22 protein-coding genes are annotated in these 20,721 nt (G+C 67.5%); 11 read left to right on the plus strand and 11 right to left on the minus strand.

What is annotated here, in order from left to right:
- Positions 1-10: 10 nt before the first annotated feature.
- The 5 genes from hutG to ACEI37_RS11155 form a co-directional block, all read right to left on the minus strand.
- Positions 11-955 carry a formimidoylglutamase gene (gene hutG / locus ACEI37_RS11135; RefSeq protein ID WP_373378938.1) on the minus strand — a complete coding sequence of 315 codons (945 nt, stop codon included), beginning with the start codon at positions 953-955 and terminating at the stop codon, positions 11-13.
- 2 nt (positions 956-957) lie between these two features.
- Positions 958-1,719, minus strand: a complete 762-nt coding sequence (locus ACEI37_RS11140; protein WP_373378939.1) for an amino acid ABC transporter ATP-binding protein — start codon at positions 1,717-1,719, stop codon at positions 958-960.
- A complete protein-coding gene (locus ACEI37_RS11145) occupies positions 1,716-2,384 on the minus strand; it encodes an amino acid ABC transporter permease (protein ID WP_373378940.1) in 669 nt (222 codons plus the stop codon). Before ACEI37_RS11145 ends, ACEI37_RS11140 begins: the two co-directional genes overlap by 4 nt.
- Before the next feature lie 18 nt (positions 2,385-2,402).
- On the minus strand, positions 2,403-3,158 hold the full coding sequence (locus ACEI37_RS11150; RefSeq protein WP_373378941.1) for a glutamine ABC transporter substrate-binding protein: 756 nt from the start codon (positions 3,156-3,158) through the stop codon (positions 2,403-2,405).
- Positions 3,159-3,238: 80 nt separating this feature from the next.
- The gene (locus ACEI37_RS11155; RefSeq protein WP_373378942.1) at positions 3,239-4,033 is read right to left on the minus strand and encodes an IclR family transcriptional regulator; all 795 of its coding nucleotides are present in this window, start codon (positions 4,031-4,033) and stop codon (positions 3,239-3,241) included.
- Between the two features lie 216 nt (positions 4,034-4,249).
- Here ACEI37_RS11155 and ACEI37_RS11160 point away from each other — a divergent pair, with 216 nt between their 5' ends.
- The 3 genes from ACEI37_RS11160 (at position 4,250) to ACEI37_RS11170 (ending at position 5,252) form a co-directional block, all read left to right on the plus strand.
- Positions 4,250-4,525 (plus strand): type II toxin-antitoxin system Phd/YefM family antitoxin, encoded by a 276-nt coding sequence (locus ACEI37_RS11160; RefSeq protein WP_062796107.1) that lies wholly within the window; start codon positions 4,250-4,252, stop codon positions 4,523-4,525.
- Positions 4,525-4,866 carry a type II toxin-antitoxin system RelE/ParE family toxin gene (locus ACEI37_RS11165; RefSeq protein WP_373378943.1) on the plus strand — a complete coding sequence of 114 codons (342 nt, stop codon included), beginning with the start codon at positions 4,525-4,527 and terminating at the stop codon, positions 4,864-4,866. The genes ACEI37_RS11160 and ACEI37_RS11165 overlap by 1 nt, the downstream gene beginning before the upstream one ends.
- Positions 4,867-4,928: 62 nt before the next feature.
- Positions 4,929-5,252 (plus strand): nucleotide pyrophosphohydrolase, encoded by a 324-nt coding sequence (locus ACEI37_RS11170; protein WP_373378944.1) that lies wholly within the window; start codon positions 4,929-4,931, stop codon positions 5,250-5,252.
- Positions 5,253-5,288: 36 nt separating this feature from the next.
- Here ACEI37_RS11170 and ACEI37_RS11175 read toward each other — a convergent pair whose 3' ends face one another.
- A complete protein-coding gene (locus ACEI37_RS11175) occupies positions 5,289-6,182 on the minus strand; it encodes a class I SAM-dependent methyltransferase (RefSeq protein WP_373378945.1) in 894 nt (297 codons plus the stop codon).
- Between the two features lie 64 nt (positions 6,183-6,246).
- Between ACEI37_RS11175 and ACEI37_RS11180 the strand changes: the two genes are divergently transcribed.
- Positions 6,247-6,690, plus strand: a complete 444-nt coding sequence (locus tag ACEI37_RS11180) for a helix-turn-helix domain-containing protein (protein WP_373378946.1) — start codon at positions 6,247-6,249, stop codon at positions 6,688-6,690.
- 12 nt (positions 6,691-6,702) lie between these two features.
- Here ACEI37_RS11180 and ACEI37_RS11185 read toward each other — a convergent pair whose 3' ends face one another.
- Positions 6,703-8,502, minus strand: a complete 1,800-nt coding sequence (locus tag ACEI37_RS11185; RefSeq protein WP_373378947.1) for a methyl-accepting chemotaxis protein — start codon at positions 8,500-8,502, stop codon at positions 6,703-6,705.
- Between the two features lie 302 nt (positions 8,503-8,804).
- Between ACEI37_RS11185 and ACEI37_RS11190 the strand changes: the two genes are divergently transcribed.
- The 3 genes from ACEI37_RS11190 (at position 8,805) to dbpA (ending at position 12,555) form a co-directional block, all read left to right on the plus strand.
- On the plus strand, positions 8,805-10,010 hold the full coding sequence (locus ACEI37_RS11190) for a DUF4382 domain-containing protein (RefSeq protein ID WP_373378948.1): 1,206 nt from the start codon (positions 8,805-8,807) through the stop codon (positions 10,008-10,010).
- A gap of 153 nt (positions 10,011-10,163) precedes the next feature.
- Positions 10,164-11,111: a DUF72 domain-containing protein gene (locus ACEI37_RS11195; protein WP_373378949.1), complete on the plus strand. Its 948-nt coding sequence runs from the start codon at positions 10,164-10,166 to the stop codon at positions 11,109-11,111.
- Positions 11,112-11,133: 22 nt separating this feature from the next.
- Positions 11,134-12,555 (plus strand): ATP-dependent RNA helicase DbpA, encoded by a 1,422-nt coding sequence (dbpA, locus tag ACEI37_RS11200; RefSeq protein WP_373378950.1) that lies wholly within the window; start codon positions 11,134-11,136, stop codon positions 12,553-12,555.
- A 180-nt stretch (positions 12,556-12,735) separates the two neighbouring features.
- On the opposite strand, the gene ACEI37_RS11205 is transcribed toward dbpA, so the two are convergent.
- Positions 12,736-13,851, minus strand: coding sequence for a DUF2855 family protein (locus tag ACEI37_RS11205; protein WP_373378951.1), 1,116 nt, complete (start codon positions 13,849-13,851; stop codon positions 12,736-12,738).
- A 65-nt stretch (positions 13,852-13,916) separates the two neighbouring features.
- Here ACEI37_RS11205 and ACEI37_RS11210 point away from each other — a divergent pair, with 65 nt between their 5' ends.
- The 4 genes from ACEI37_RS11210 to ACEI37_RS11225 all read left to right on the plus strand — a co-directional run bounded on the left by ACEI37_RS11210 (position 13,917) and on the right by ACEI37_RS11225 (position 17,773).
- A complete protein-coding gene (locus tag ACEI37_RS11210) occupies positions 13,917-14,630 on the plus strand; it encodes a TetR/AcrR family transcriptional regulator (RefSeq protein WP_373378952.1) in 714 nt (237 codons plus the stop codon).
- A 155-nt stretch (positions 14,631-14,785) separates the two neighbouring features.
- Complete coding sequence (locus ACEI37_RS11215) at positions 14,786-15,226, plus strand: CBS domain-containing protein (protein ID WP_115702922.1); 441 nt, start codon at positions 14,786-14,788, stop codon at positions 15,224-15,226.
- Between the two features lie 349 nt (positions 15,227-15,575).
- Positions 15,576-17,066 (plus strand): MDR family MFS transporter, encoded by a 1,491-nt coding sequence (locus tag ACEI37_RS11220; RefSeq protein ID WP_373380329.1) that lies wholly within the window; start codon positions 15,576-15,578, stop codon positions 17,064-17,066.
- An 83-nt stretch (positions 17,067-17,149) separates the two neighbouring features.
- Positions 17,150-17,773 (plus strand): glutathione peroxidase, encoded by a 624-nt coding sequence (locus tag ACEI37_RS11225; RefSeq protein WP_373378953.1) that lies wholly within the window; start codon positions 17,150-17,152, stop codon positions 17,771-17,773.
- Between the two features lie 25 nt (positions 17,774-17,798).
- On the opposite strand, the gene gstA is transcribed toward ACEI37_RS11225, so the two are convergent.
- The 3 genes from gstA to ACEI37_RS11240 all read right to left on the minus strand — a co-directional run bounded on the left by gstA (position 17,799) and on the right by ACEI37_RS11240 (position 20,688).
- The gene (gene gstA / locus ACEI37_RS11230) at positions 17,799-18,425 is read right to left on the minus strand and encodes a glutathione transferase GstA (RefSeq protein WP_373378954.1); all 627 of its coding nucleotides are present in this window, start codon (positions 18,423-18,425) and stop codon (positions 17,799-17,801) included.
- A 138-nt stretch (positions 18,426-18,563) separates the two neighbouring features.
- On the minus strand, positions 18,564-19,292 hold the full coding sequence (locus ACEI37_RS11235) for an aspartate/glutamate racemase family protein (RefSeq protein ID WP_373378955.1): 729 nt from the start codon (positions 19,290-19,292) through the stop codon (positions 18,564-18,566).
- A gap of 97 nt (positions 19,293-19,389) precedes the next feature.
- Entirely contained in the window at positions 19,390-20,688 is a 1,299-nt protein-coding gene (locus ACEI37_RS11240) for an MFS transporter (protein ID WP_373378956.1), read from the minus strand.
- Between the last annotated feature and the right edge of the window lie 33 nt (positions 20,689-20,721).

Below are 20,721 nucleotides of genomic sequence, written 5' to 3' on the forward strand. Positions count from 1 at the left end.
GGCCCGCGCTTCAGCGCAGCAGGCGCCAGGCCAGCCGCGCCGCCACGCGCGCGCCCAGGTGGTCGCGGTCGTACTGGGGGTTGTACTCCGCCAGGTCAGCCACGCGCAGCTTGCCGCTGCGGCGGACCAGCTGTACGACTTCCTCCACCACGGACAACGGCACGCCGTAGGCCGCGGGCGCCGACACGCCCGGCATCACCGCGCCCGGCAGCGCGTCGAGGTCTATGGTCAGGTACACGTGGTCCACGGCATTGATGCGGGCGGACAACTCCGCCAGCCGCACTGCGAGGTGGCGTTCCTGCATGTCGACGTCCTCAACGTAGCAGACGCCCAGCGCCTCGGCGCGGCCGAACAGCGCTGGCGTATTGCTGAGGCGGCTGACGCCCAGGCAGACATAGTCGAACGGCTGGCCGCGTTCGGCGCAGGCATGGGCGATCTGGTCGAACGGCGTGCCGGAGCTGGCGGGCCGGCTGGTGCGCAGGTCGAAGTGGGCGTCGATATTGACGATCAGCACGCGGCCGGCGTCTTGCTGCGCGTCCAGATGCGCGCGCAGGCCCTGCCACGTGCCCCACGCCACTTCATGCCCGCCGCCCAGCACCAGCGGAAAGCCGCCGCGCGCCAGCACGGCGCTGACGGCATCTGCCAGCGCCTGCTGGGCCGACTCCAGCTCGCCGTCGTCGCAGCTGACATTGCCGGCGTCGAACAGCGCCGACAGGCCGTGCGCCGGCACATTGGCCAGCGCCTGGCGGATGGCGTCGGGGCCGTGGGCAGCGCCGGGGCGGCCCTGGTTGCGCAGCACGCCGGCATCGCAGCGGAAGCCGAGCAATACCGGCGCGTGGCCCAGCGGCGCGGTGTCCGAGGGATCCAGCGCCTGCACGATGCGGAACAGCCGCGTGGTGTCGCCTTGTTCACCGTGGTCGATACGGCCCTGCCAGGGGTTTTGCGTCACTGCCATCCTCACGACCGCGTCAGCACCGCCTGCAGGAAGCCGCGCGTGCGTTCCTGCGTCGGCGCGGAGAAGATTACCGACGGCGGCCCGGCCTCGATGATGCCGCCGCCGTCCATGACCACCACCACGTCGGCCACTTCGCGGGCGAAGCCCATTTCATGGGTGACCACGACCATGGTCATGCCCTCGGCGGCGAGCACCTTCATCACCTGCAGCACTTCACCGACCAGTTCCGGATCCAGCGCGGAAGTTGGCTCGTCGAACAGCATCACGCGGGGCTCCATCGCCAGCGCGCGGGCGATGGCCACGCGCTGTTTCTGGCCACCGGACAGGCTGGCCGGCATGGCGTGCGCCTTGTGCGCCAGGCCGACTTTCTCGAGCAGGCTCATTGCCTTGCGCTCGGCGTCTTCGCGCGAGACGCCGCGCAGCATGCGCGGCCCTACCGTGACGTTGTTCAGCACCGACAGGTGCGGGAACAGGTTGAACGACTGGAACACCATGCCCACTTCGGTGCGCAGCTGGTTCAGCCCCTGCTCGTCGATCAGCTGGCCATCGGTCACCAGGCGCTTGCCGACGATATCGATGGTGCCGGCCTCGGGCTGCTCCAGGCCGTTGCAGCAGCGCAGGAAGGTGCTCTTGCCCGAGCCGCTGGGGCCGATCACCACCACCACCTGCGACGGCTCCACATCGAAGTCGATGCCGCGCAGCACCGTATGGCTGCCGAACGATTTGCCCAGGTTGCGGATCCGGATGATTGCGGAATCGCTCATTGCACCATGCCTCCCATGCGCAGCCGTTGTTCGGCGCGGCGCAGGATCAGCCCGGCCGCGCTAGTCAGGATCAGATACACCAGCGCGATCGCCAGGTAGACCTCCAGCGACCGGTACGACACGCTGATGATCTTCTGGCCCTCGTGCATCAGGTCGGCAATGGTCAGCAACGACACTAGCGCCGAGTTCTTGATCAGCGCGATGAATTCGTTGCCCAGCGGCGGGATCATGCGCACGATGGCCTGCGGCAGGATGATCGCGCGCATGGCCTGGCCGGACGACATGCCGATAGAGCGCGCCGCCTCCATCTGGCCCTTGTCGACGGACTGGATCGCGCCGCGCACGATCTCTGAAACATAGGCACCGGAATAGATGCCCAGCCCCATCACGCCGCACACAAAGGCCGGCAACAGGATGTTGAACTGCGGCAACCCGAAGAACAGCAGGAACAGCTGCACCAGCAGCGGCGTGCCGCGAATGAAGGTCACATAGGCGGTGCAGATGCTGTAGATGACGCGGCGCTTCGGGTCCAGCCGGCCGATGCCGACCAGCAGGCCCATCACGCAGCCCAGCACCAGCGCGCAGGCCGTCACCTGCACGGTGATGACGGCGCCGTGCAGGATGTCAGACCACCCGGCGAAGACAGGAGAAAAATCCAGTTCCATGATCTCGGTCCGCGTGGCTTACTTGGCGGCGCTGCCGAACCACTTCTGGGTCAGCTTCGCGTAGGTGCCATCGGCCTTGACCTTGGCCAGCGCGGCGTTCAGCGCGCGGGTCAGCTCGGGCGTGTCCTTGCGCACGGCCATGCCGTATTCCTCGGTGGTCAGTTGCTGCTCCACCATGCGCAGGCCACCGCGGGTCTTGACGTACTGCATCGCCGCTGGCTTGCCGGTCACGGCGGCATCGGCGCGGCCGATCTCGACCAGGTTGAACATTTCCTGGTTCTTCTCGACTTCCACACGCTGCACCTGCGGATAGGTGTCGCGCAGGAAGCTGACCGACTTGGTCCCTACCTGCACGCTGACCTTCTTGCCGTTCAGGTCTTCCGGCTTGTTGATGGCGGTGTTGCCGCTCTTGACCAGCGCCACCAGGCCGCCGGTGTAGTAAGGCTCGGTAAAGTCCACCACCTTGCGGCGCTCGGGGGTGATGTAGATGCCGGACACGGCCATGTCGAAGCGGCGCGAGACCAGGCCCGGGATCAGGCCCTTGAAGTCGATATTGGTCCATTCCACCTGCTTGCCCATGGTCTTGGCCATGGCCTCGACCAGCTCGACGTCAAAGCCGGTGCGCTTGCCGTTCTCGATGAATTCCATCGGCGGGAAGGTGGCGTCGGTGGCGACGCGCAGCACGTTGCTGTCCTGCGCATGCGCGGCGGTGCCGAAGGTCAGTCCGGCCACGGCCGAGAGGCCGGCGATCAGGCATTTGCGACGAAGGTTCATGGGGTCTCCTTTTTTCCGGGAACGGGAAATCTGCCGTCGCGCAGGCTGCGGACGGTGCGGTAAAAATTGCTTGGCTGTGTTCAGTACGACTGCAGCCGCGCGGAAATCCGCATGGCTGCCGCCACGGTCATGTCGATCAGCGCGCTTTCGCGCCCCTGTCGGCGCGTCGCCGGCACCATCAGCGTGATCGCGCCAAGCGCCTCGGCCTTGGCGCGCCGCGAGAACAGCGGGGCGCTCACGCCCCACACGCCCGGATCGACCTCGCCTTCGCTGACGGCATAGCCGGTGCCGCGAATCGCGGTGAGTTCTGCCAGCAGGGTTTCGGCTTCGGCCGGCTCGCACTGGGCCCGGACCACGCGCTCGCGCGCATCGTCGTGCATGAAGGCGAGCAGCGACTTGGCCGATGCGCCCGCGCGCAGCGGCACGCCGCGGCCCTTCTCGAACGAGCAGCGCAGCGACTGGCGGCTTTCCACCATCTCCAGGCACACCGCGTGGTCCTTGACCGCAACCACCAGTCCGACGCTTTCGTCGGACTGCTGCGCCAGCAACCGCATGTCGGGCAGCGCTTCGCGGGCCAGGTGCGAGGCCATGTCGAACCCCAGCGCGAGCTGCAGGCTGATCGGGCCTGGCGCGTATTCGCCGTCGGATTCCAGCACGAAGCCCCAGCGCTTGAGCAGCATCAGCTGGCGGTAGAGCGTGCTCTTGGGCAGGCCGGTCCGGGCTACCAGCTCACGCACCGTAATCGGCGCGCCGTGGTGCGCCAGAGCGGCCAGCACGAACAGCACGCGATCGGCGCCGCCGGCGGGCTGGGCGGATTCGACGGAAGTGGGAGCCGCCGGCTCCTGGGCGATGGTTGGGTCGACAGCATTCAACATGGGGCCCAAGAATAGGACCGGATTCCCGGAAATCAAAACCGCCAGTCCCGGAAAATGGGAATGATTGCCTAGGGATAACCCTTGGTGGATCGGAAATTGTGAGGGCGGGTGCGTGAGGCGCCGCTTCGTGTTGGGCAAAAATCGCACGGCTGGCGCCGGTTGTTGCAGGACCGAATAAAGTCTATATTCGGTCCATTGCACAATCAGGCTCACATCATGCGCTACTCTTCCCAGGTCAAGCCGATCAGCTACCTGAAGGCCAATGCCGCCGAGGTGCTGGAGCAGGTCAACGAGCGGCGCGAGCCGCTGGTGATCACCCAGAACGGCGAGGCTCGCGCGGTACTGCAGGACGTTGCGTCGTTCGAGCAGACGCAAGAAACCCTGGCCCTGCTCAAGATCCTGGCGCTGGGCAACCAGGAAATCGCCGCCGGCAAGCTCAAGCCTGTCAAGGACGTGGTCGCGCGCCTGCGCAGCAAGCGGGCCGCCGGCTGATGGCGGCGGGCGGCAAGCGCCATGAAGTCCTGCTTACCGCCGGGGCCGAACAGGATCTGGAATCCATCCACGACTACATTGCGGAATTCGACTGTGTCGAGAATGCAGACTACGTGCTGGACCGGTTGCTGGAGGTGGTGGATCAGATCTCGCGCTTCCCCGAGAAGGGGAGCTACCCTGCCGAGGTGATCGCGCTGGGTATCCGGGAATATCGCCAGACCGCATTCAAGCCCTATCGCGTGATCTACCGCCTGGTGGACGACAGCGTGATCATCTATGTCATCGCCGATGGCCGGCGCGACCTCCAGGCCTTGCTGGCGCGCCGACTGCTCGGCGCTTGAACCGCCGAAGCCATCCCTTCCCGCTCGTGCGTGCTGTTAGACAAAGCCTTCGCCACACCACCATGCCCCTGATCGATATCAACAACCTCCAGCAAGCCGCCTATGACTTCGGCGAAGCCCGCCACTGGGGCAAGTACCACAGCCCCAAGAACCTGGCGATGGCGCTGAGCGTCGAGGTCTCGGAACTGGTCGAGATCTTCCAGTGGCAGACCGAGGACGAATCGCGCGCCATCATGTCCACGACCAAGCGCGAACACGTTGAGCAGGAGCTGGCGGATATCACCATCTATCTGACCCAGCTGGTGACGGCGCTCGGCGTGGACCTCGACGCCGCGGTGCGGGCGAAGATGGAAATCAATGCGAGGAAGTATCCGGTGCCGGAGTGAGTGGCACAGGCGTTAGGCTGGTACTGCGTGGTGTGATCAGGCATGGTCCGAGCCCGGGCCATTGCGCGACGCGGCCGCCGTCGCGCGCGCCGTGATGGTCCAGCACGCCGCGGTGTAGCGCACGGTGTCGCCCTGCACGTAAGGCTCGAACGCGGCGCGCACGGTGGCGGCGACGCGCTCGCGCGTGGTGGTGTCGGCGCCTTGCAGCGCCAGCCCGACCGGCCCGAGCCGGGACAGGTAGCCGGCCAGGGCCGGCTCCGGCAGGGTGCAAATCACGTCGGTCGGACGGATCTCGATATCGCCCCAGCCGCTCGCCTGCAGGATCGACAGTACGCGTTCGCGGTTGCCGAAGGCAAACTGCCCGGGCGCGTCTGGCTGCCGCGCGGGCAAATTCGGCAGCAGCGGCGCGGCCGCGCGCTCGGCGGTGGTCATGAACGGGTTTTCGGCAGCGCTGCGCCAGGCGATGCAGTGCAGCGTGGCGTCGGATGTCGCAGCCCAGCGCAGGTTGGCGAAGGCGCGCACCGGATCGCTGAAGAACATCACGCCCAGGCGCGACACGATCATGTCGAAGCTTGCCGGCGCGAAAGTGTGTTCCTGCGCATCGGCGTGGACAAAGCTTGCGTTGATGCCCTCGCGTTGCGCGCGGGAGCGCGCGGCGGCGAGCATCGGCGCGGAAATGTCGATGCCGGTGCAGTGGTCATTCTCGCCCAAGCGCCGTGCCAGCGCCAGCGTGGTGCTGCCGGTGCCGCAGCCGACGTCGAGGATGCGTTGCGCCGCGGCGGCGCCGGCGGCCTGGACCAGTTGGTCCTCCAAAGGCCGGAACATATCGTCCAGCAGGCCCTGGTGCTCCACCCATGCCTGGCCCGATGCGCCGTTCCACAGTGCGGCCTGCTCGCCGCCGTTGCCGCTGATTTGCCGTTGTTCACCCATGGTCTTACCCCTTGCGTGGCTGGAAGCTACACTGTGCCAGTTCAAGTCGACTTGAGGTCAAGCGGTGAAAAGCCTGGATATTGCGGAAGTGGCCCGGCAGGCCGGGGTGCCGGCCTCGACGCTGCGGTACTACGAGGAAAAGGGGCTGATTGCGTCGACCGGCCGGCGCGGCATGCGGCGCGTGTTCGATGCGGGGGTGCTGGAGCGGCTGGCGCTGATCGCGCTGGGACGGGCGGCCGGCTTCTCGCTGGACGACATCGCGCGCATGTTCTCGCCGCAGGGCCAGCCGCGCATTGACCGCCAGATGCTGGCCGCCAAGGCCGACGAGTTGGACCGCACCATCCGCAAGCTGACGGCGATGCGCGACGGGCTGCGGCACGCGGCGGTGTGTCCGGCGCCCAGCCATATGGAATGCCCGACGTTCCGGCGCATCGTGCAGGCGGCGGGCACGGGCGCGCTCGGCGGGCGGCGTGAGCGGGCGCCCGTGCCGCCCGCCAAAGCCCGATGAGTGCCGGGAATCTCAGCCCAGCCTGAACTGCCCCACCGCCCCCGCAAGGCTGCCGGCCTGCGTCTGCAGCGCCGCCGCCGCGGCGGTCGACTGCTCCACCAGTGCCGCGTTCTGCTGCACCATCTGGTCGAGCTGGCTCACCGCCATATTCACCTCTTGAATGCCGCGGGTCTGTTCCATCGTCGCGTGAGTGATCTCGTTAATGATTCCGGTCACTTTCGAAACGTTGCTGACGATCTCGCCCATGGTGTCCCCTGCGCGGCGGACCTGTTCGGAACCCGACGCGACGCTGCCCACGGTGGTCTCGATCAGGGTCTTGATCTCGCGCGCGGCCTGGGCGCTGCGCTGCGCCAGCGCGCGCACTTCGCCGGCGACCACGGCGAAGCCCCTGCCCTGGTCGCCGGCGCGGGCGGCTTCGACGGCTGCGTTCAGCGCCAGGATGTTGGTCTGGAAGGCGATGCCCTCGATCACGCCGATGATGTCCGACACCTTGACCGACGCGGTCTCGATCTGGCCCATGGTGCTGATCACTTCGCCGATCACCACGCCGCCGTCGCCGGCCACGCGCGAGGCCGCGGCGACGGATGCGTTGGCGTGCTGCGCCGAGCTGGCCGACTGGCCGACGGTGGCGGTGATCTCTTCCATCGACGCGGCGGTCTGCTGCAGGCTGGCGGCGGCGGACTCGGTGCGGCGCGACAGGTCCATGTTGCCGGCTGCGATTTCGTCGGACGCGGCGCGCACCGATTCGCTGGCGTCGCGGATCTGGCGCATGATGGTGCAGAGCTTGTCGGCGAAGGTGTTGAAGGCGCGCGCGATCTGCGCGACCTCGTCGTTGCCGTCGGCGGGCAGGCGCTGGGTCAGGTCGCCATCGCCGGAGCCGATCGCGTCCATGGCATCGCGCACGGTGGACAAGCCGCGCAGCGACATCGTCGCCACGCCCCACACCACGGCCGCGGCCACGCCGGCGATCAGCACCAGCGCGATCACCGACGCGATCAGCACGGAGCGCATGCCGGCGGTGGCCTCGGCCTTGTCCAGCGCGACGATGACCAGCCAGTCGGTGCCGGGGATGGCGCGCGCGCCGAGCAGCTTGGTGCTGCCGTGCACGTCGACTTCCAGCGGCGTCTTTGCGCCGGCCAGTGCGGCGAGCTTGTCGGCGCTCAGCGCCGGCACGAGCTCCGTGACGGGCTTGAGCGTGAGCTTGTCGTCGGCGTGGGCGACGATGTCGCCGTTGCGTGCCACCAGCATGCCGAAGCTGGCCGGTGACGGGTGGATCGCCTTGACGTTGGCGATCACCGCATCCATCGCCACATCGCCGGACACCACGGCCCGCACGGCGCCGTCGCGCACCACCGGCGCGGCAAACGCCACCACCAGCTTGCCGGTGCCGGCATCGACGTAAGGCGGCGTGACCACGGGTTTGCCGGCCGCAGCAGCCTGCTGGTACCACGGGCGGCCGGTGGGGTCGTAGCCGGGCGGGATGCCTTGCGGGTTGGAGAACTTCGCGGTCTTGTCCGCGTAGCCGACGTAGACGTTAGTAAAGCCGCCGGCCTGGGCGATCTGTTTGAGCGCAGCATCGGGTTCGGGCTGCAGCACGGCGTCCTGCAGCGACTCGATCATCCGGCTGTGCGAGGCCACCCAGTCGACGATGGCGCTGGCGTGGCCGCTTTGCACCGCGGCCAGGCTGCTGTCGATGGCGTCTTCGTTGTGGCGATTGGCAACGAACTGGTTCAGTGCTGTGTTGATGGCGAGCGCGGCGACCACGATGGCGACGCACAGGGCCACGATCCGCGCGCGGATGGTAGTGAACATCAAGGGGAATCCTTCGTAAGGAATCATTGGGGGCGTTTGCAGGAATCTGCAGCGTGGGATTTCCACTCCGCTGTATACGGAGCGCGGCCTCCCGACTTGAGCGATGTGATGCATTCGCGCGCGGTGTCATGCGTTGACGAGACAATGCACCGCATACCGTTGCGATCGTCTGGGATCTCCCTCAGCGCCCATGCAAAGCTATGCACGGACTTTTTCACAACGCATTACAAAGATTTACAACGGATATGCGAACTGCGACATATGCTCCGATCAACCCACAAACAATAAGCGGAGATATCACCGTGTCATTCCTTCCCAACACTTCTGCACCGTTGCGCCTGCTCGCGTTGAGCGGCGTTCTTGCGCTGGCCGCCTGCGGCGGTGGCGGCGGTGATGATGGCGATGCCGGGCGCGGCACGCTGCAGGTGTCGATGACCGATGCGCCGGCCTGCGGTTTCAACAATGTCTTCGTCACCGTCAACAAGGTGCGCGTGCACAGCAGCGCCAGCGCCGAGCCCAGCGCCGGGGGCTGGGTCGATATCGACGTCGTGCCCGCGCGCAGGATCGACCTGCTGTCGCTGACCAACGGCGTGATGACGGTGCTGGGCCAGACCGCACTGCCGGCCGGCAACTACCAGCAGGTGCGCCTGGTGCTGGATGCCAACCGCGGCAGCGGTGCCTCGGCCCTGGCCAATTCGGTCGTGCCTGTCGGTGGCGCCGAGCAGCCGCTCGACACGCCCAGCGCGGTGCAGTCGGGCATCAAGATCAATCGTCCGTTCACGGTGGCGCGCGACACGCTGACCGATCTGGTGCTGGACTTCGACGCCTGCAAATCGGTGGTGACGCGCGGCAATGGCACCTATGGCCTGAAGCCGGTGGTGACCGCAATCCCGATGACCGTCAGCGGCGAAGTCAATGGCGTGGTGGCCGCGGCCCCGGGGGCGCGCGTCTATGCCGAACGCAACGGCGTGGTGGTGAAGTCGACCGTGGCCGATGCCAACGGCAGCTTCCGCCTGTCGCCGATCGAGCAAAGCAGCACGGCCGGTCCGGTCGACGTGGTGGTGGTGCCGGGTGCGGCCAACGCCAAGGCGGCGGGCATCGTGCGCGGCGTGCCGGTGGTGGTGGGTACGCCCACGGCGATCTCGACCGCCGCGGCGCCGATGACGCTGCCGGCCTCGACCTATCGCCGCGTCTCGGGCGCAGTGGCGCCGGCTTCGGCCGAAGCCACGCTGCGCGCGCTGCAGCTCGTCAACGGCGGCACCTTTGAAATCGCCGCAACCGCAGCGGCAAGCGATACCGGCGCCTACAGCCTGTTCGCGACCGAACCGGCGCTGCCGGTGGCCGCGCCGGTGATCGGCACCTACCAGGCCGCGCTGCCGATCCCGCTGTCGCCGGATGGCGCCGCGGCTGGCAAGTACAGCATCCAGGCCACCAGCGTCAGCGGGGCCGTGCAGACGCAGCCCGCGGACGTCAACATCGCGGACGTGCTGCTGAACTTCTCGTTCTGAAACCCGGGGGATCGGGGAGCGGGGCCGGAAGGGGGCATTGCCCTCTTCCGGTTTTTTTATGGGCGACCGGTTTGGCGGCATCGCCACCGCGCCGTTACCGCATCGGGCGGTTTCCCGCTAGACTGCCAGTCTCGCGTCTCGGGAGATCGCGCCATGCCAGCACGCACCGCGGCGAAGGCCGCAGCCACGCCTGCCGCAGCCTCTGCGGCCGCAGCCAAAGCCGCAACAAAAGCCGCAACCAAAGCTCCATCGACCGCGCCCTCGCGCAAGGCCGCCGGACCGGCCAGCTTGGTGCGCGTCGGCATCGGCGGCTGGAACTACGCGCCGTGGCGCGACAATTTCTATCCCGCCAAATTGCCGCAGGCGCGTGAGCTGGCCTATGCCAGCCGACACCTCAGCGCCATCGAGATCAACAGCACCTATCACGGCACGCAAAAGCGCACCTCGTTCGCCAAGTGGCGCGACGAGACCCCCGATGACTTTGTCTTTGCGGTGAAGGCGTCGCGCTTTGCCACCAACCGCCGCGTGCTGGCGGAGTCCGGCGAGTCGGTCGCGCGCTTTATCGACAGCGGCATTGCCGAACTCGGTCGCAAGCTGGGGCCCGTGGTGTGGCAGTTCGCGCCGACCAAGCAGTTCGACGCGGAAGACTTCGAGGCCTTCCTGCAATTGCTGCCCGCATCCGTGGAAGGCGTGAAACTGCGCCACGTGCTGGAGGTGCGGCACGACAGTTTCATGTCGCCGGACTACCTCAAGCTCGCGCGCAAGTACCAGGCCGCCACGGTCTTCACCGATGCGCAGAAATTCCCGTCGATGGCGGACCTGACCGCGGACTTTGTCTACGCGCGCCTGATGGAAAGCAACGCGAAGCTGCAGACCGGCTATGGTCCGAAGGCGCTCGACCAATGGGCCGCGCGCGCGCAGTCATGGGCGCAGGGCGCGCAGCCGGACGACCTGCCGATGCTGGAGGACCGCAAGCCCGCGGCACGCCAGCGCGAGGTCTTTATCTTCTTCATCAACGGTGCCAAGGAACGCGCGCCGGCCGCCGCCCAGGCCTTGCTGGAGCGGCTGAGCTGGACCCCGCCCGCCGCCGCGGATGCCTGACGCCGGATCGCTATAATCGCGCATGAACTCGACCCCCGTCCAAGCCCCCGCGCAGCCGCCAGCCGGCCCCGCTTTCTCCACCCTGCCCCTGTCGCCCGCCATGCTCGCCACGCTGGCGCAGCTGGGCTATGACGAAATGACGCCGGTCCAGGCGGCCAGCCTGCCGATCACATTGGCCGGCCAGGACCTGGTGGCGCAGGCCAAGACCGGCAGCGGCAAGACCGCGGCGTTCGGGCTGGCGCTGCTGCACCGGCTCGATCCGCGCCGCTTCGACGTGCAGGCCATGGTGCTGTGCCCGACGCGCGAGCTGGCCGACCAGGTCACGCAGGAGATCCGCCGCCTGGCGCGCGCCGAAGAGAACATCAAGGTGCTGACGCTGTGCGGCGGCGCGCCGATGCGCCCGCAGGTCGACAGCCTGATCCATGGCGCGCATATCGTGGTCGGCACGCCGGGCCGCATCCTGGATCACATCGATCGCGGCAGCCTGGACCTGTCGGGCATCAACACGCTGGTGCTGGACGAAGCGGACCGCATGCTCGACATGGGGTTCTTCGACGACATTGCCTATGTCGCAAGCCGGTGCCCGAAAGACCGGCAGACGCTGCTGTTTTCCGCGACTTACCCGCCCGGCATCGACAAGCTCAGCCACCGCTTCCTGCGCAATCCGCAGGCGCTCAAGCTGGAGTCCACGCACGACAACAGCACCATCCGCCAGCGCTTCTACGAGGTGGAAGAGAGTGAACGCCTGAACGCCGTGGCGCGGCTGCTGGACCACTTCCGGCCTGCCAGCACGCTGGCGTTCTGCAACACCAAGGCGCGCTGCCGGGAGTTGGTGGAGCTGCTGCGCGCGCAGGGCTACCAGGCGCTGGCGCTGCATGGCGAACTGGAGCAGCGCGAGCGCGACCAGGTGCTGGTGCAGTTTGCCAACCGCAGCTGCTCGGTGCTGGTCGCCACCGACGTGGCCGCGCGCGGGCTGGATATCGCCCAGCTCGAGGCGGTGATCAATGTCGAGATCACGCCCGACCCGGAAGTCCACGTGCATCGCATCGGCCGCACCGGCCGCGCCGACCAGGAGGGCTGGGCCTTCAGCCTGGTCAGCATGGACGAGATGGGGCGCGTGGGTAACCTGGAGCAGCACCACGGCGGCGAGTTCGAATGGCATGCGCTGGCCGAGCTGACGCCGGCCAGCACCGAGCGCCTGCTGCCGCCGATGGTGACGCTGCAGATGCTGGGCGGCCGCAAGGAAAAGATCCGCCCGGGCGATATCCTGGGCGCGCTGACCGGCGAGGCGGGCTTTGCCAAGGAGCAGATCGGCAAGATCAATGTGCTGGAAATGTCCACCTATATCGCCGTCGAGCGCAGCATCGGGCGCGAGGCGGTGAAGCGGCTCAATGCCGGCAAGGTCAAGGGCAAGAAGGTGAAGGTGCGGATGCTGACGGAGTAACGCAGGCTCTATCCATGCCGCTGGTTTTCTCCCCTCGCCCGCTTGCGGGAGAGGGGCCGGGGGAGAGGGCAGGCACAGGCATACCACTAGCAGTACTTCGTTGATGCACCGGCCCTCTCCCCAACCCTCTCCCGCACGCGGGAGAGGGAGCGCGCAGATAGGGGTTTGAAACGTCGGCGCTTAACCGACTACCACCACATACCCCTCCTGCGGCGCCCCGCTGCCCGTCGCCAGCCGCGCGATCCGAGCCTGCGCGGCTTCGAATCCCCGCTCTTCCACCAGCGTCAGCCAGCCATTGGCCGGGTCGCGCGCATGGTCGATAAAGCGCCGTTGCGCGGCGTTGAAGCGCCGGTTCACCTCCTGCGGCCCCCAGTCGGCATTGCGCTTGCGGATCTGCACCGGCGCGAAATAGAACTCGGGCCTGGGCCCGGGCAGGCGCAGGTCGCGCAGGAAGCCGGTGTTCTGCGCGGACCCGGCAAAGCAGTCGTACACCAGGCTGCCGCCGAAATGTTCATGCACGCGCGCGCGCAGCGATTCATCGCCGGAGAAATCGACATAGAGGGTGGGCTCGGTCGCGGGCACTGACGCCAGCTGGTCGTAGGTGACGGTGTCGTGATAGCAGCCCAGGCCGTCGACAAAGCCGCGGTTGCGCACCGAGGTCAGTGCGGTCAGCGCGATGCCGCTGGTGTCGCGCAGGCAGAAGGCCGTGCCATAGGCGGTCTTGCTGGACGCACTGGACACCACCAGCCGGCGCGCGCCGAAGAATCGGTTGTCTTCCAGGAAATCCGCCAGCATGAACGAGGTGATGAACAGCGGCCGGTACAGCATCTGGTGGTGTTCCAGTTCCGGCGCGTAGGCAGCGTCGTTCTGCACACGGGTGTACTGGTTGTAGGCCGAGGTCAGCCGGGCGCGGTGCGCGGCGCCGTCGTAGAAGCCGCGCGCGGTGACGCGCTCAGGTTGCATGCGCAAGTGGCTGGCGATGGGGAAGTAGCCGTAGAAGCGCTCGCCCGCCGCGATGCCGTCGACGCCGGAGTCGACCACGTCGGCGAAGCCCCATACCGGCATCTGGCCCCACTGCGGCTGGCCGGTGGGAAAGAAGTCCCAGTACTGCATGGCCTCGCCAAAGGCGGCGTAGGTAATGTTGTTGGTGGTCAGCGCGAAGCGGTCCAGGCGCAGCAGTACTTCGCCGGGCGCGGCGCGGGCGGGCTCCCGGGCGGCTTCCAGACGGCTTTCGTTTAGGGCATCCTTGCGGCTGAACAGCCGCGTGACGGCAAGGGTGGGTTCGGTTGCTGCCATGGTTTCTCCTGGTTCGCGGCCGCGCCGTCCGGCGTGCAAGACACGCCATGACTTCCGTGAGGCCGATGCCAAGAATCTATCGCCGCCCCGCCGCCGCCGGGTTCGGAAACGAGGCGCCCGCGGCCAGCGGCCCGAAACGGCCCGCATCCCCGCGCAGCAAGCCGCTCAAGCGCCCTTCGCAGCAGCGCGCGCACTTCACCGTCAACGCCATCTACGACGCTTTTGTTCGGATCTGGCGCCGCCACGGTTGGGATGGCGTGACCACGCGCGCGGTGGCACTGGAGGCGGGTTTCTCGGTCGGTACCCTGTACGAGTACTTCCCCAGCAAGGAAGCACTGGCGTCGGGCTATGTGCGCCACACCGTCGAGACCATGGTGTCGCGCATCGACAGCGAGGTCACGCAGCGCACCGATGCCGACTGGCGCACCCGGGTGCGGCGGCTGGTAGCCATTGCCTGCGGCGCCGATGACGCGGCGACGGGCATCGTGTTCGATGCCGACATCGTCGCGCTGGAGCCGCGCATCGCCGAGCCCAAGCACCACCGGCGCGTATTCGAGGAATTTTGCGACGCCTGGCAGCGGGCGCTGGACGCCTGCCACGACTTGCCTGCGAAGCCGGATCCCGAGCGGGTACAGGCTCTCGTGCTGGCGGTCTGGGGCGCGCGCCGCTACCGGCTCCTGCTGCGGGATGCGGCGTTGGCGCCGGACCAATGGGTGTCCGAAATGCAGGCGCTATGCCTGGCGGCGCTGGCCGAAAATAGGGCAGGCCGGCACCCCTAACGCCCGCGCTGCCATCTGCGCATCACAACCTTGCTTACAAAGATTCGCGTAAGTCACCCTGTAAGGCGGCGCGTTACTTTGCTACTCTGATTGCATTGGCGCCCCAGGTGGCACCGCCAGCCGTATCTGCATTGTCGACGGAAAAGGAGTTGGTGATGAAAACCGCACGCCAGGTTCTGGAGTCCAAGCCGAGTCAGGCCATCTACAGCATTCCGCCCACGGCGTCCGTCTACGCCGCGCTGCAGCTGATGGCCGAGAAAGGCATCGGCGCGCTGCTGGTCATCGAGCATGGCGAGATCAAGGGCATCCTCAGCGAGCGCGACTACGCGCGCAAGGTGATCCTGATGCAGCGCACTTCGCGCGAGACGCTGGTGCGCGACATCATGACCACCGCGGTGATCTACGTCAGCGCCAACCAGACCACCGACGAATGCATGGCGCTGATGACCCGTCACCGGCTGCGCCACCTGCCGGTGATGCAGGGCGACGAGCTCATCGGCATGCTGTCGATCGGCGACCTGGTCAAGGACATCATCTCCGAACAGCAGTTCATCATCGAGCAGCTGGAGCATTACATCACTGGCGGCGGCCACTAGGGTTTGATGGTTGCTGCCTTCCCTCGGCCCGACGGAGAAGGCAGCAGCCGGCGCGCGAGGGCTGGTCGACCCGGCCCGATCGCGCCCCAGGCACGACCAAGCACGACCGCAAGCACGATAGTCGCGGGCCGCATATAATTATGCGTTCGCTGAATTAGGCCACCCGCCCCGGCATCACGCCTCCCTCGCGCGGTTCCCGGCCGATATTCCCTGCTTTGACGTTGCTTTTGCCGCACATCGTGCGGCCTTGTGCTTGCCCATGTCTTCGCCCGCCTCCGCCGGTTCTGCCGCGTCCGCTGTTTCGTCCACGCCTGCCTCCGCCCTGCCCGCCCATGACCACCGCGCGGTGATGCGCGTGATCGGCGGCATCGTGCTGTGCATCCTGCTGGCCGCGCTCGACCAGACCGTGGTGATCCCGGCGGTGCCGGCGATCGCCAATGACCTGAACGGCTTCGGCCACCTGTCGTGGATCGTCACGGCCTACCTGATCGTGTCGACGGTGACCACGCCGCTTTACGGCAAGCTGTCCGACAGCTTCGGGCGGCGGCGCCTGCTGATGGTGGCGATCATGCTGTTTATCGGCGCCTCGGTGGCGTGCGCGCTGGCGCAGACGCTGGGACAGCTGATCCTGTTCCGCGCGCTGCAGGGCGTGGGCGGCGGCGGGCTGATGTCGCTGGCGCAGGCCGCGATCGCCGATGTGGTGGCGCCGCGCCAGCGCGGGCGCTACCAGGGCTACCTGGCCACGGTATGGGCCGTGGCGTCGATCGCCGGGCCGCTGGTGGGCGGCTGGGTCTCGGACCACATGTCGTGGCGCTGGCTGTTCTGGGTCAACGTGCCGCTGGGGCTGCTGGCGATGTTCATGTGCTACCGTGGCCTCGCCATGCTGCCCGCGCGCGGCGGGCGTGCGCGCGTGGACTGGCTGGGCGCGCTGCTGCTGGCGGTGGCCATCGTCGCGTTCCTGCTGGCGATGAGCTGGGGCGGCGATGTCTATGACTGGCTCTCGCCCGAACTGGGCGCCCTGCTGCTGGCCGCCGTCGCTGCCGTGCTGCTGCTGACCTGGCAGGAGCGCCGCGCGGCGGATCCGATGCTGCCGCCGCGGCTGTTCGCCAACCGCGCCTATGTGCTGGGCGTGGCCGCGTCGGCGCTGGCCGCGCTCGACATCTTCCTGTGCATCTTCGCCCTGCCCCTGCACTTCCAGCTGGTGCGCGGCGCCGATGCGTCGACCTCCGGCCTGCTGGTGATGCCGTTCCTGCTGGCAACGGTGGCGGGCAACTTTATCGTGGCGTGGCTGGCGCCGCGCGTGGGCCGCATGCGCGGCATCCTGACCGCGGGCTATATCGCCGGCGCGCTGGGCCTGATTGTGCTGGCGCTGGTGACCCCGGCGGTGCCGCTGGCCGTGGTGCTGGCGGCGATGTCGCTGGCCGGCGTGGGCCTGGGCATCACCATGGTGGCGACGCTGATGAGCGTGCAGAACGCGCTGGAGCGCCGCGATACGGGCGCCGGCACCGGTGCGCTGCTGGTGCTGCGCTCGCTCGGCAGCGCGCTCGGCGGCGCGCTGGCCGGCACGCTGTTGACGCTGGAGTTCCGCCAGGCGCTGGCGGCTTCCGGGGTGACGCAGGCGCTGGACCTGGGCGCGCTGCGCCATGGCAGCGAGGCCTTCGCGCAGCTGTCGCCGTCGGTGCGCGCGGTGCTGGCCGGTGGCGTGGAGTCCGGCTTTCACCTGATCTTCGCGGTGGGCGCGGCGGCGGCGGTACTGGCGCTGCTGATCGTGCGCCGCATGCCGGACGTCGAGCTGCGCAGCAGCGTCACCGAGCACGCCGCCACGCTGGCGATGGACTGACGCGGGACGCATCCGGCTGGCCGCCATCGGCGTAAACTAACGCGTACCCGAACCAGCGAGCCGACCACCGGAGCCCCGTCGCCATGAGCCGTCGCCCCCTGCCTTTCCGCCTGTCCGTTCCCCTGGCTGCCGCCCTGACCCTGGCAGCCGCCAGCGCGGCACTGTTGCCAGCACCGCTGCGCGCGGCCGACAAGCCGGCCGTCGTCCCTGCCGCTGCAGGCACATGCCCGGCATCGCTCAACTTCACCTTCCCCCGCCTGCAGGACGATGCGCCGCAGAACCTGTGCCAGTACGCGGGCAAGGTGGTGCTGGTGGTCAATACCGCCAGCTATTGCGGTTTCACGCCGCAGTACGAGGGGCTCGAGGCACTGTACGCCAGGTACAACGCGCGCGGGCTGGTGGTGCTGGGCTTCCCGTCCAACGATTTCTCGCAGGAGCCGGGCTCGCAGAAAGAGATCGCGGACTTCTGCTACAACACCTACGGCGTCAAGTTCCCGATGCTGGGCAAATCGCATGTGCGCGGCAGCGAGGCCAACCCGATGTACGCGCTGCTGGCGAAGCAGACTGGCACCACGCCGAAATGGAATTTCTACAAGTACCTGATCGGCCGCGACGGCAAGGTGGTGGCCGCCTACGGCAGCCGCACCACGCCGGACGACAAGGAGCTGGTGGCGAAGATCGAATCGTTGCTCGCCGCGCCGCGCTGAGCAGCGATCCTTCGCGCGGCTGCGCTCAGTCGCGCACCAGCCCTTCGGCCCGCATTGCCTCCTGGACCGCAGGGCGCGCGCCCACGCGCGACAGGTATTGCTGCAGCGCCGGGTAGTCGTTCAGCGGCAGCTTTAGGATGCGGGCCCAGCCGACGATGGTGAAGCAGTACGCATCGGCCACCGTGAAGGTGTCGCCGGTCAGGAACTGGCGGGTTTGCAGGTGCCGGTCGAGTTCGGCGAAGCGGCGCTGCAGCTTTGCCCTGCACTCGTCCTGCGTGCTTTGCGCGGTCTCCTTGTGCCACAGCCACGGGCTGAAGACCTTGTGCAATTCGGTCGATACCAGCGTGATCCAGCCGGTGGCTTCGAGGCGCTCGCGCGTGCCGGCGGCAGGCAGCAGCTTGCGTTCGGGAACGAGGTCAGCGATGTATTGCAGCAGCGACGCCACTTCGGTATGACGCGAGCCGTCGTCCAGCTGCAGCAGCGGCACGTAGCCGCGCGGGTTGATGGTGTAGTAGTCGTCGGTGCCGTCCTCGGGCACGGCCAGCTTGTGGGTGTGCAGGTCGACCCTGGCCAGCGTGACCGGCAGGCCGGCTTCGCGCAGGGCGATATGGACGGCCATCGAGCAGACGCCGGGAGTGTAGTAGAGCTTCATCGCGATCCTGTGGTGGTTGCCTGGCCGCCACGCCATGCGGCGGCCGTGCAGGCAGTCTAGGATCGGGGCCCTGAATGCAGCAATGCGCGTCCTTGCGGACGCGCATTGCAAATCTGCACAGCCTTATCGGCTCGCGGCTTACTCGACTTCGCGGAACAGCCGGCCCCAGCCGCGCAGTTCGCGCGTATCGACGCCGCACAGGCGCAGCGATTTCCACACCACCGTGGAGATGGTGTCGTACAGCGGGATGCCGGTTTCCGCTTCCAGTTCTTCGGCCAGGTGCGCGGCGCGCAGGTTGGTGCAGAACGTGGTGATGGCCTGCGGCTGGTGCTGCGCCAGCCCGCGCACCATCTCGCGTATGGTGTCTTCCTCGACCTCGGCGAAGCTGTAGTTCACGTGCAGGTCCAGGTGGCTTTCGGCCACGCAATGGAAGCCGCTGCGCTCATAGTTGGCGATGATGCGCTGCTGCACGTCGTCCAGATACGGCGTGGCCAGCCCGAAGTTGCGCGCGCCGGTCTTGTCCAGGATTTCGTTCAGTGCCAGCACCGAGGTGGTGGCCGGGATGCCGGTGGCTTCGGTAATCTGCTTGCACAGCGCTTCGTCCTTGTCGAAGCCGAGCCAGCCGGACGAGGTGCCGTTCCAGGCGATGACATCGACGCGCGCGTCGGCCAGCAGGCTGGCCGCGGCCAGGATCTTGTCGAGATTGAACTGGCCCAGGGCCTGGTCGCGCAGCGAGATCTCGGTGACGGTGAAGCGCGAGAAATGCGCGCTGACATTGGGCAGGCCGGCCACCATCGCGCTGGTGATCGGTTCGAGCGCGGTGTTGGAAGACGGCGTCAGCATGCCGAGTCGGATTTGCTTGGTCATTGTGGTTCGGTCTCAGGAGTGAGTGCGGGCGCCGGGACGTTGCCGGCGCCTTGCGCGGGGTTCTTGGTCTTGCGGAACTCGGTGATCCGACGGGTCTTCAGACGGGGATCTTAGTCTCGTAGTCGATCGCGGTGGAAGCCAGCAGCAAGCCCACGCCGGCCGCCGCGAAGAACATCAGCGCCAGGAAGTACGAGCCGGTGAACTGCACGATCATGCCGACGATGATCGGCACCGAGATACCGCCGATATTGCCGCCCAGGTTCATCACGCCGCCCAGGAAGCCGACCTTGTTGCGCGTGCCCAGCATCGACGGCACGCACCAGAACAGGCCGCACCAGCGCAGGAAGAACAGCGTGGAAGACAGCAGCACGACCACCACCACCGGGTCGGTGACATACGCCACCGAGAAGATCGACGCCGTCGCCACCACCGCGGCGATGCCGAACAGCGTACGCATCACCACGTTGGGCCGGCCGCCGGCTTCCTTCCATTTGTCGGCGATCCAGCCGCCGATCAGTTCGCCCACGAAGCCGCTGAAGAAGATGATGAAGCTGGCGCCGCCCATCTGCTTGATATCGAAGCCGTGCACCTTGTTCAGGTAGTTGGGCATCCAGGTCAGCAGGCCGTAGAACACGGTGTTGAAGCACATCCAGCCGATCGCCATGCACCACACCGAGCGGTACTTGAAGAAGTCGAGCGAGCGGCCCGACAGGTTGGCCGGCTCGGCGCGGTGTTCATTGGCCAGCGCTTCTTCGATATAGCGCGCTTCCAGTTCGTTGACACCGCGGTGCTCGCGCGGGGAGTTGCGCACGTAGTACCAGGCCAGCACGCCGGCCAGCACCGTGCCGACGCCGGCGACGATAAAGGCCAGGCGCCACGAACCCAGCGAGGCGATCAGCCAGGTGATGATGATCGCGCCCAGGGCCGCGCCCAGCGGGGCGCCGCCGTCCAGCAGCGTGGCGCCGCGGCCGCGCTCGTTCTGCGTCATCCAGATTGCGTTGAGCTTGCCGCCGGCCGGGTAGATCGGCGCCTCGGCCGCGCCCAGGCCCAGCCGCGTCAGCAGCAGCGAGGTGGCGTTGGTGGTGAAGGCCGCTACGGCCTGGGCAATGCCCCAGAACACGGTGGCGCATGCGATCACGATGCGCGGCTTGTACTTGTCGGCCAGCATGCCGCCCGGCACCTGCATCAGCGCATAGGTCCAGAAGAAGGAGCTGAGGATCAGGCCCTGCATGGCGGGGCTGAGGTCGAACTCCTTGGCGATCAGCGGCATGGCCACCGACAGCGAGGCGCGATCGATGTAGTTGATCGCGATAAGGAACAGCATCATCAAGAAAATCTTCCAGCGCACCGAGGTCCTGGCCTCGGTCATCGCTGTTGCCCGCGTTGTCGTCTGCATGACGGCGTCTCCTGTTTTCGTCCTTTGGTTGAG

This window comes from Cupriavidus nantongensis, assembly GCF_041726985.1.
Taxonomy (GTDB): domain Bacteria; phylum Pseudomonadota; class Gammaproteobacteria; order Burkholderiales; family Burkholderiaceae; genus Cupriavidus; species Cupriavidus nantongensis_A.

Bases quoted from the DNA above. Each gene is read 5' to 3' on its own strand.
- ACEI37_RS11235 (WP_373378955.1), bottom strand. From the start codon at position 19,292: ATGACCAAGCAAATCCGACTCGGCATGCTGACGCCGTCTTCCAACACC.
- ACEI37_RS11220 (WP_373380329.1), top strand. From the start codon at position 15,576: ATGCGCGTGATCGGCGGCATCGTGCTGTGCATCCTGCTGGCCGCGCTC.
- ACEI37_RS11155 (WP_373378942.1), bottom strand. From the start codon at position 4,033: ATGTTGAATGCTGTCGACCCAACCATCGCCCAGGAGCCGGCGGCTCCC.
- ACEI37_RS11165 (WP_373378943.1), top strand. From the start codon at position 4,525: ATGGCGGCGGGCGGCAAGCGCCATGAAGTCCTGCTTACCGCCGGGGCC.
- ACEI37_RS11225 (WP_373378953.1), top strand. From the start codon at position 17,150: ATGAGCCGTCGCCCCCTGCCTTTCCGCCTGTCCGTTCCCCTGGCTGCC.
- dbpA (WP_373378950.1), top strand. From the start codon at position 11,134: ATGAACTCGACCCCCGTCCAAGCCCCCGCGCAGCCGCCAGCCGGCCCC.
- ACEI37_RS11175 (WP_373378945.1), bottom strand. From the start codon at position 6,182: ATGGGTGAACAACGGCAAATCAGCGGCAACGGCGGCGAGCAGGCCGCA.
- ACEI37_RS11240 (WP_373378956.1), bottom strand. From the start codon at position 20,688: ATGCAGACGACAACGCGGGCAACAGCGATGACCGAGGCCAGGACCTCG.
- gstA (WP_373378954.1), bottom strand. From the start codon at position 18,425: ATGAAGCTCTACTACACTCCCGGCGTCTGCTCGATGGCCGTCCATATC.
- ACEI37_RS11160 (WP_062796107.1), top strand. From the start codon at position 4,250: ATGCGCTACTCTTCCCAGGTCAAGCCGATCAGCTACCTGAAGGCCAAT.
- ACEI37_RS11145 (WP_373378940.1), bottom strand. From the start codon at position 2,384: ATGGAACTGGATTTTTCTCCTGTCTTCGCCGGGTGGTCTGACATCCTG.
- ACEI37_RS11215 (WP_115702922.1), top strand. From the start codon at position 14,786: ATGAAAACCGCACGCCAGGTTCTGGAGTCCAAGCCGAGTCAGGCCATC.
- ACEI37_RS11185 (WP_373378947.1), bottom strand. From the start codon at position 8,502: ATGTTCACTACCATCCGCGCGCGGATCGTGGCCCTGTGCGTCGCCATC.
- ACEI37_RS11150 (WP_373378941.1), bottom strand. From the start codon at position 3,158: ATGAACCTTCGTCGCAAATGCCTGATCGCCGGCCTCTCGGCCGTGGCC.
- ACEI37_RS11210 (WP_373378952.1), top strand. From the start codon at position 13,917: ATGCCAAGAATCTATCGCCGCCCCGCCGCCGCCGGGTTCGGAAACGAG.
- ACEI37_RS11140 (WP_373378939.1), bottom strand. From the start codon at position 1,719: ATGAGCGATTCCGCAATCATCCGGATCCGCAACCTGGGCAAATCGTTC.
- ACEI37_RS11195 (WP_373378949.1), top strand. From the start codon at position 10,164: ATGCCAGCACGCACCGCGGCGAAGGCCGCAGCCACGCCTGCCGCAGCC.
- ACEI37_RS11205 (WP_373378951.1), bottom strand. From the start codon at position 13,851: ATGGCAGCAACCGAACCCACCCTTGCCGTCACGCGGCTGTTCAGCCGC.
- hutG (WP_373378938.1), bottom strand. From the start codon at position 955: ATGGCAGTGACGCAAAACCCCTGGCAGGGCCGTATCGACCACGGTGAA.
- ACEI37_RS11170 (WP_373378944.1), top strand. From the start codon at position 4,929: ATGCCCCTGATCGATATCAACAACCTCCAGCAAGCCGCCTATGACTTC.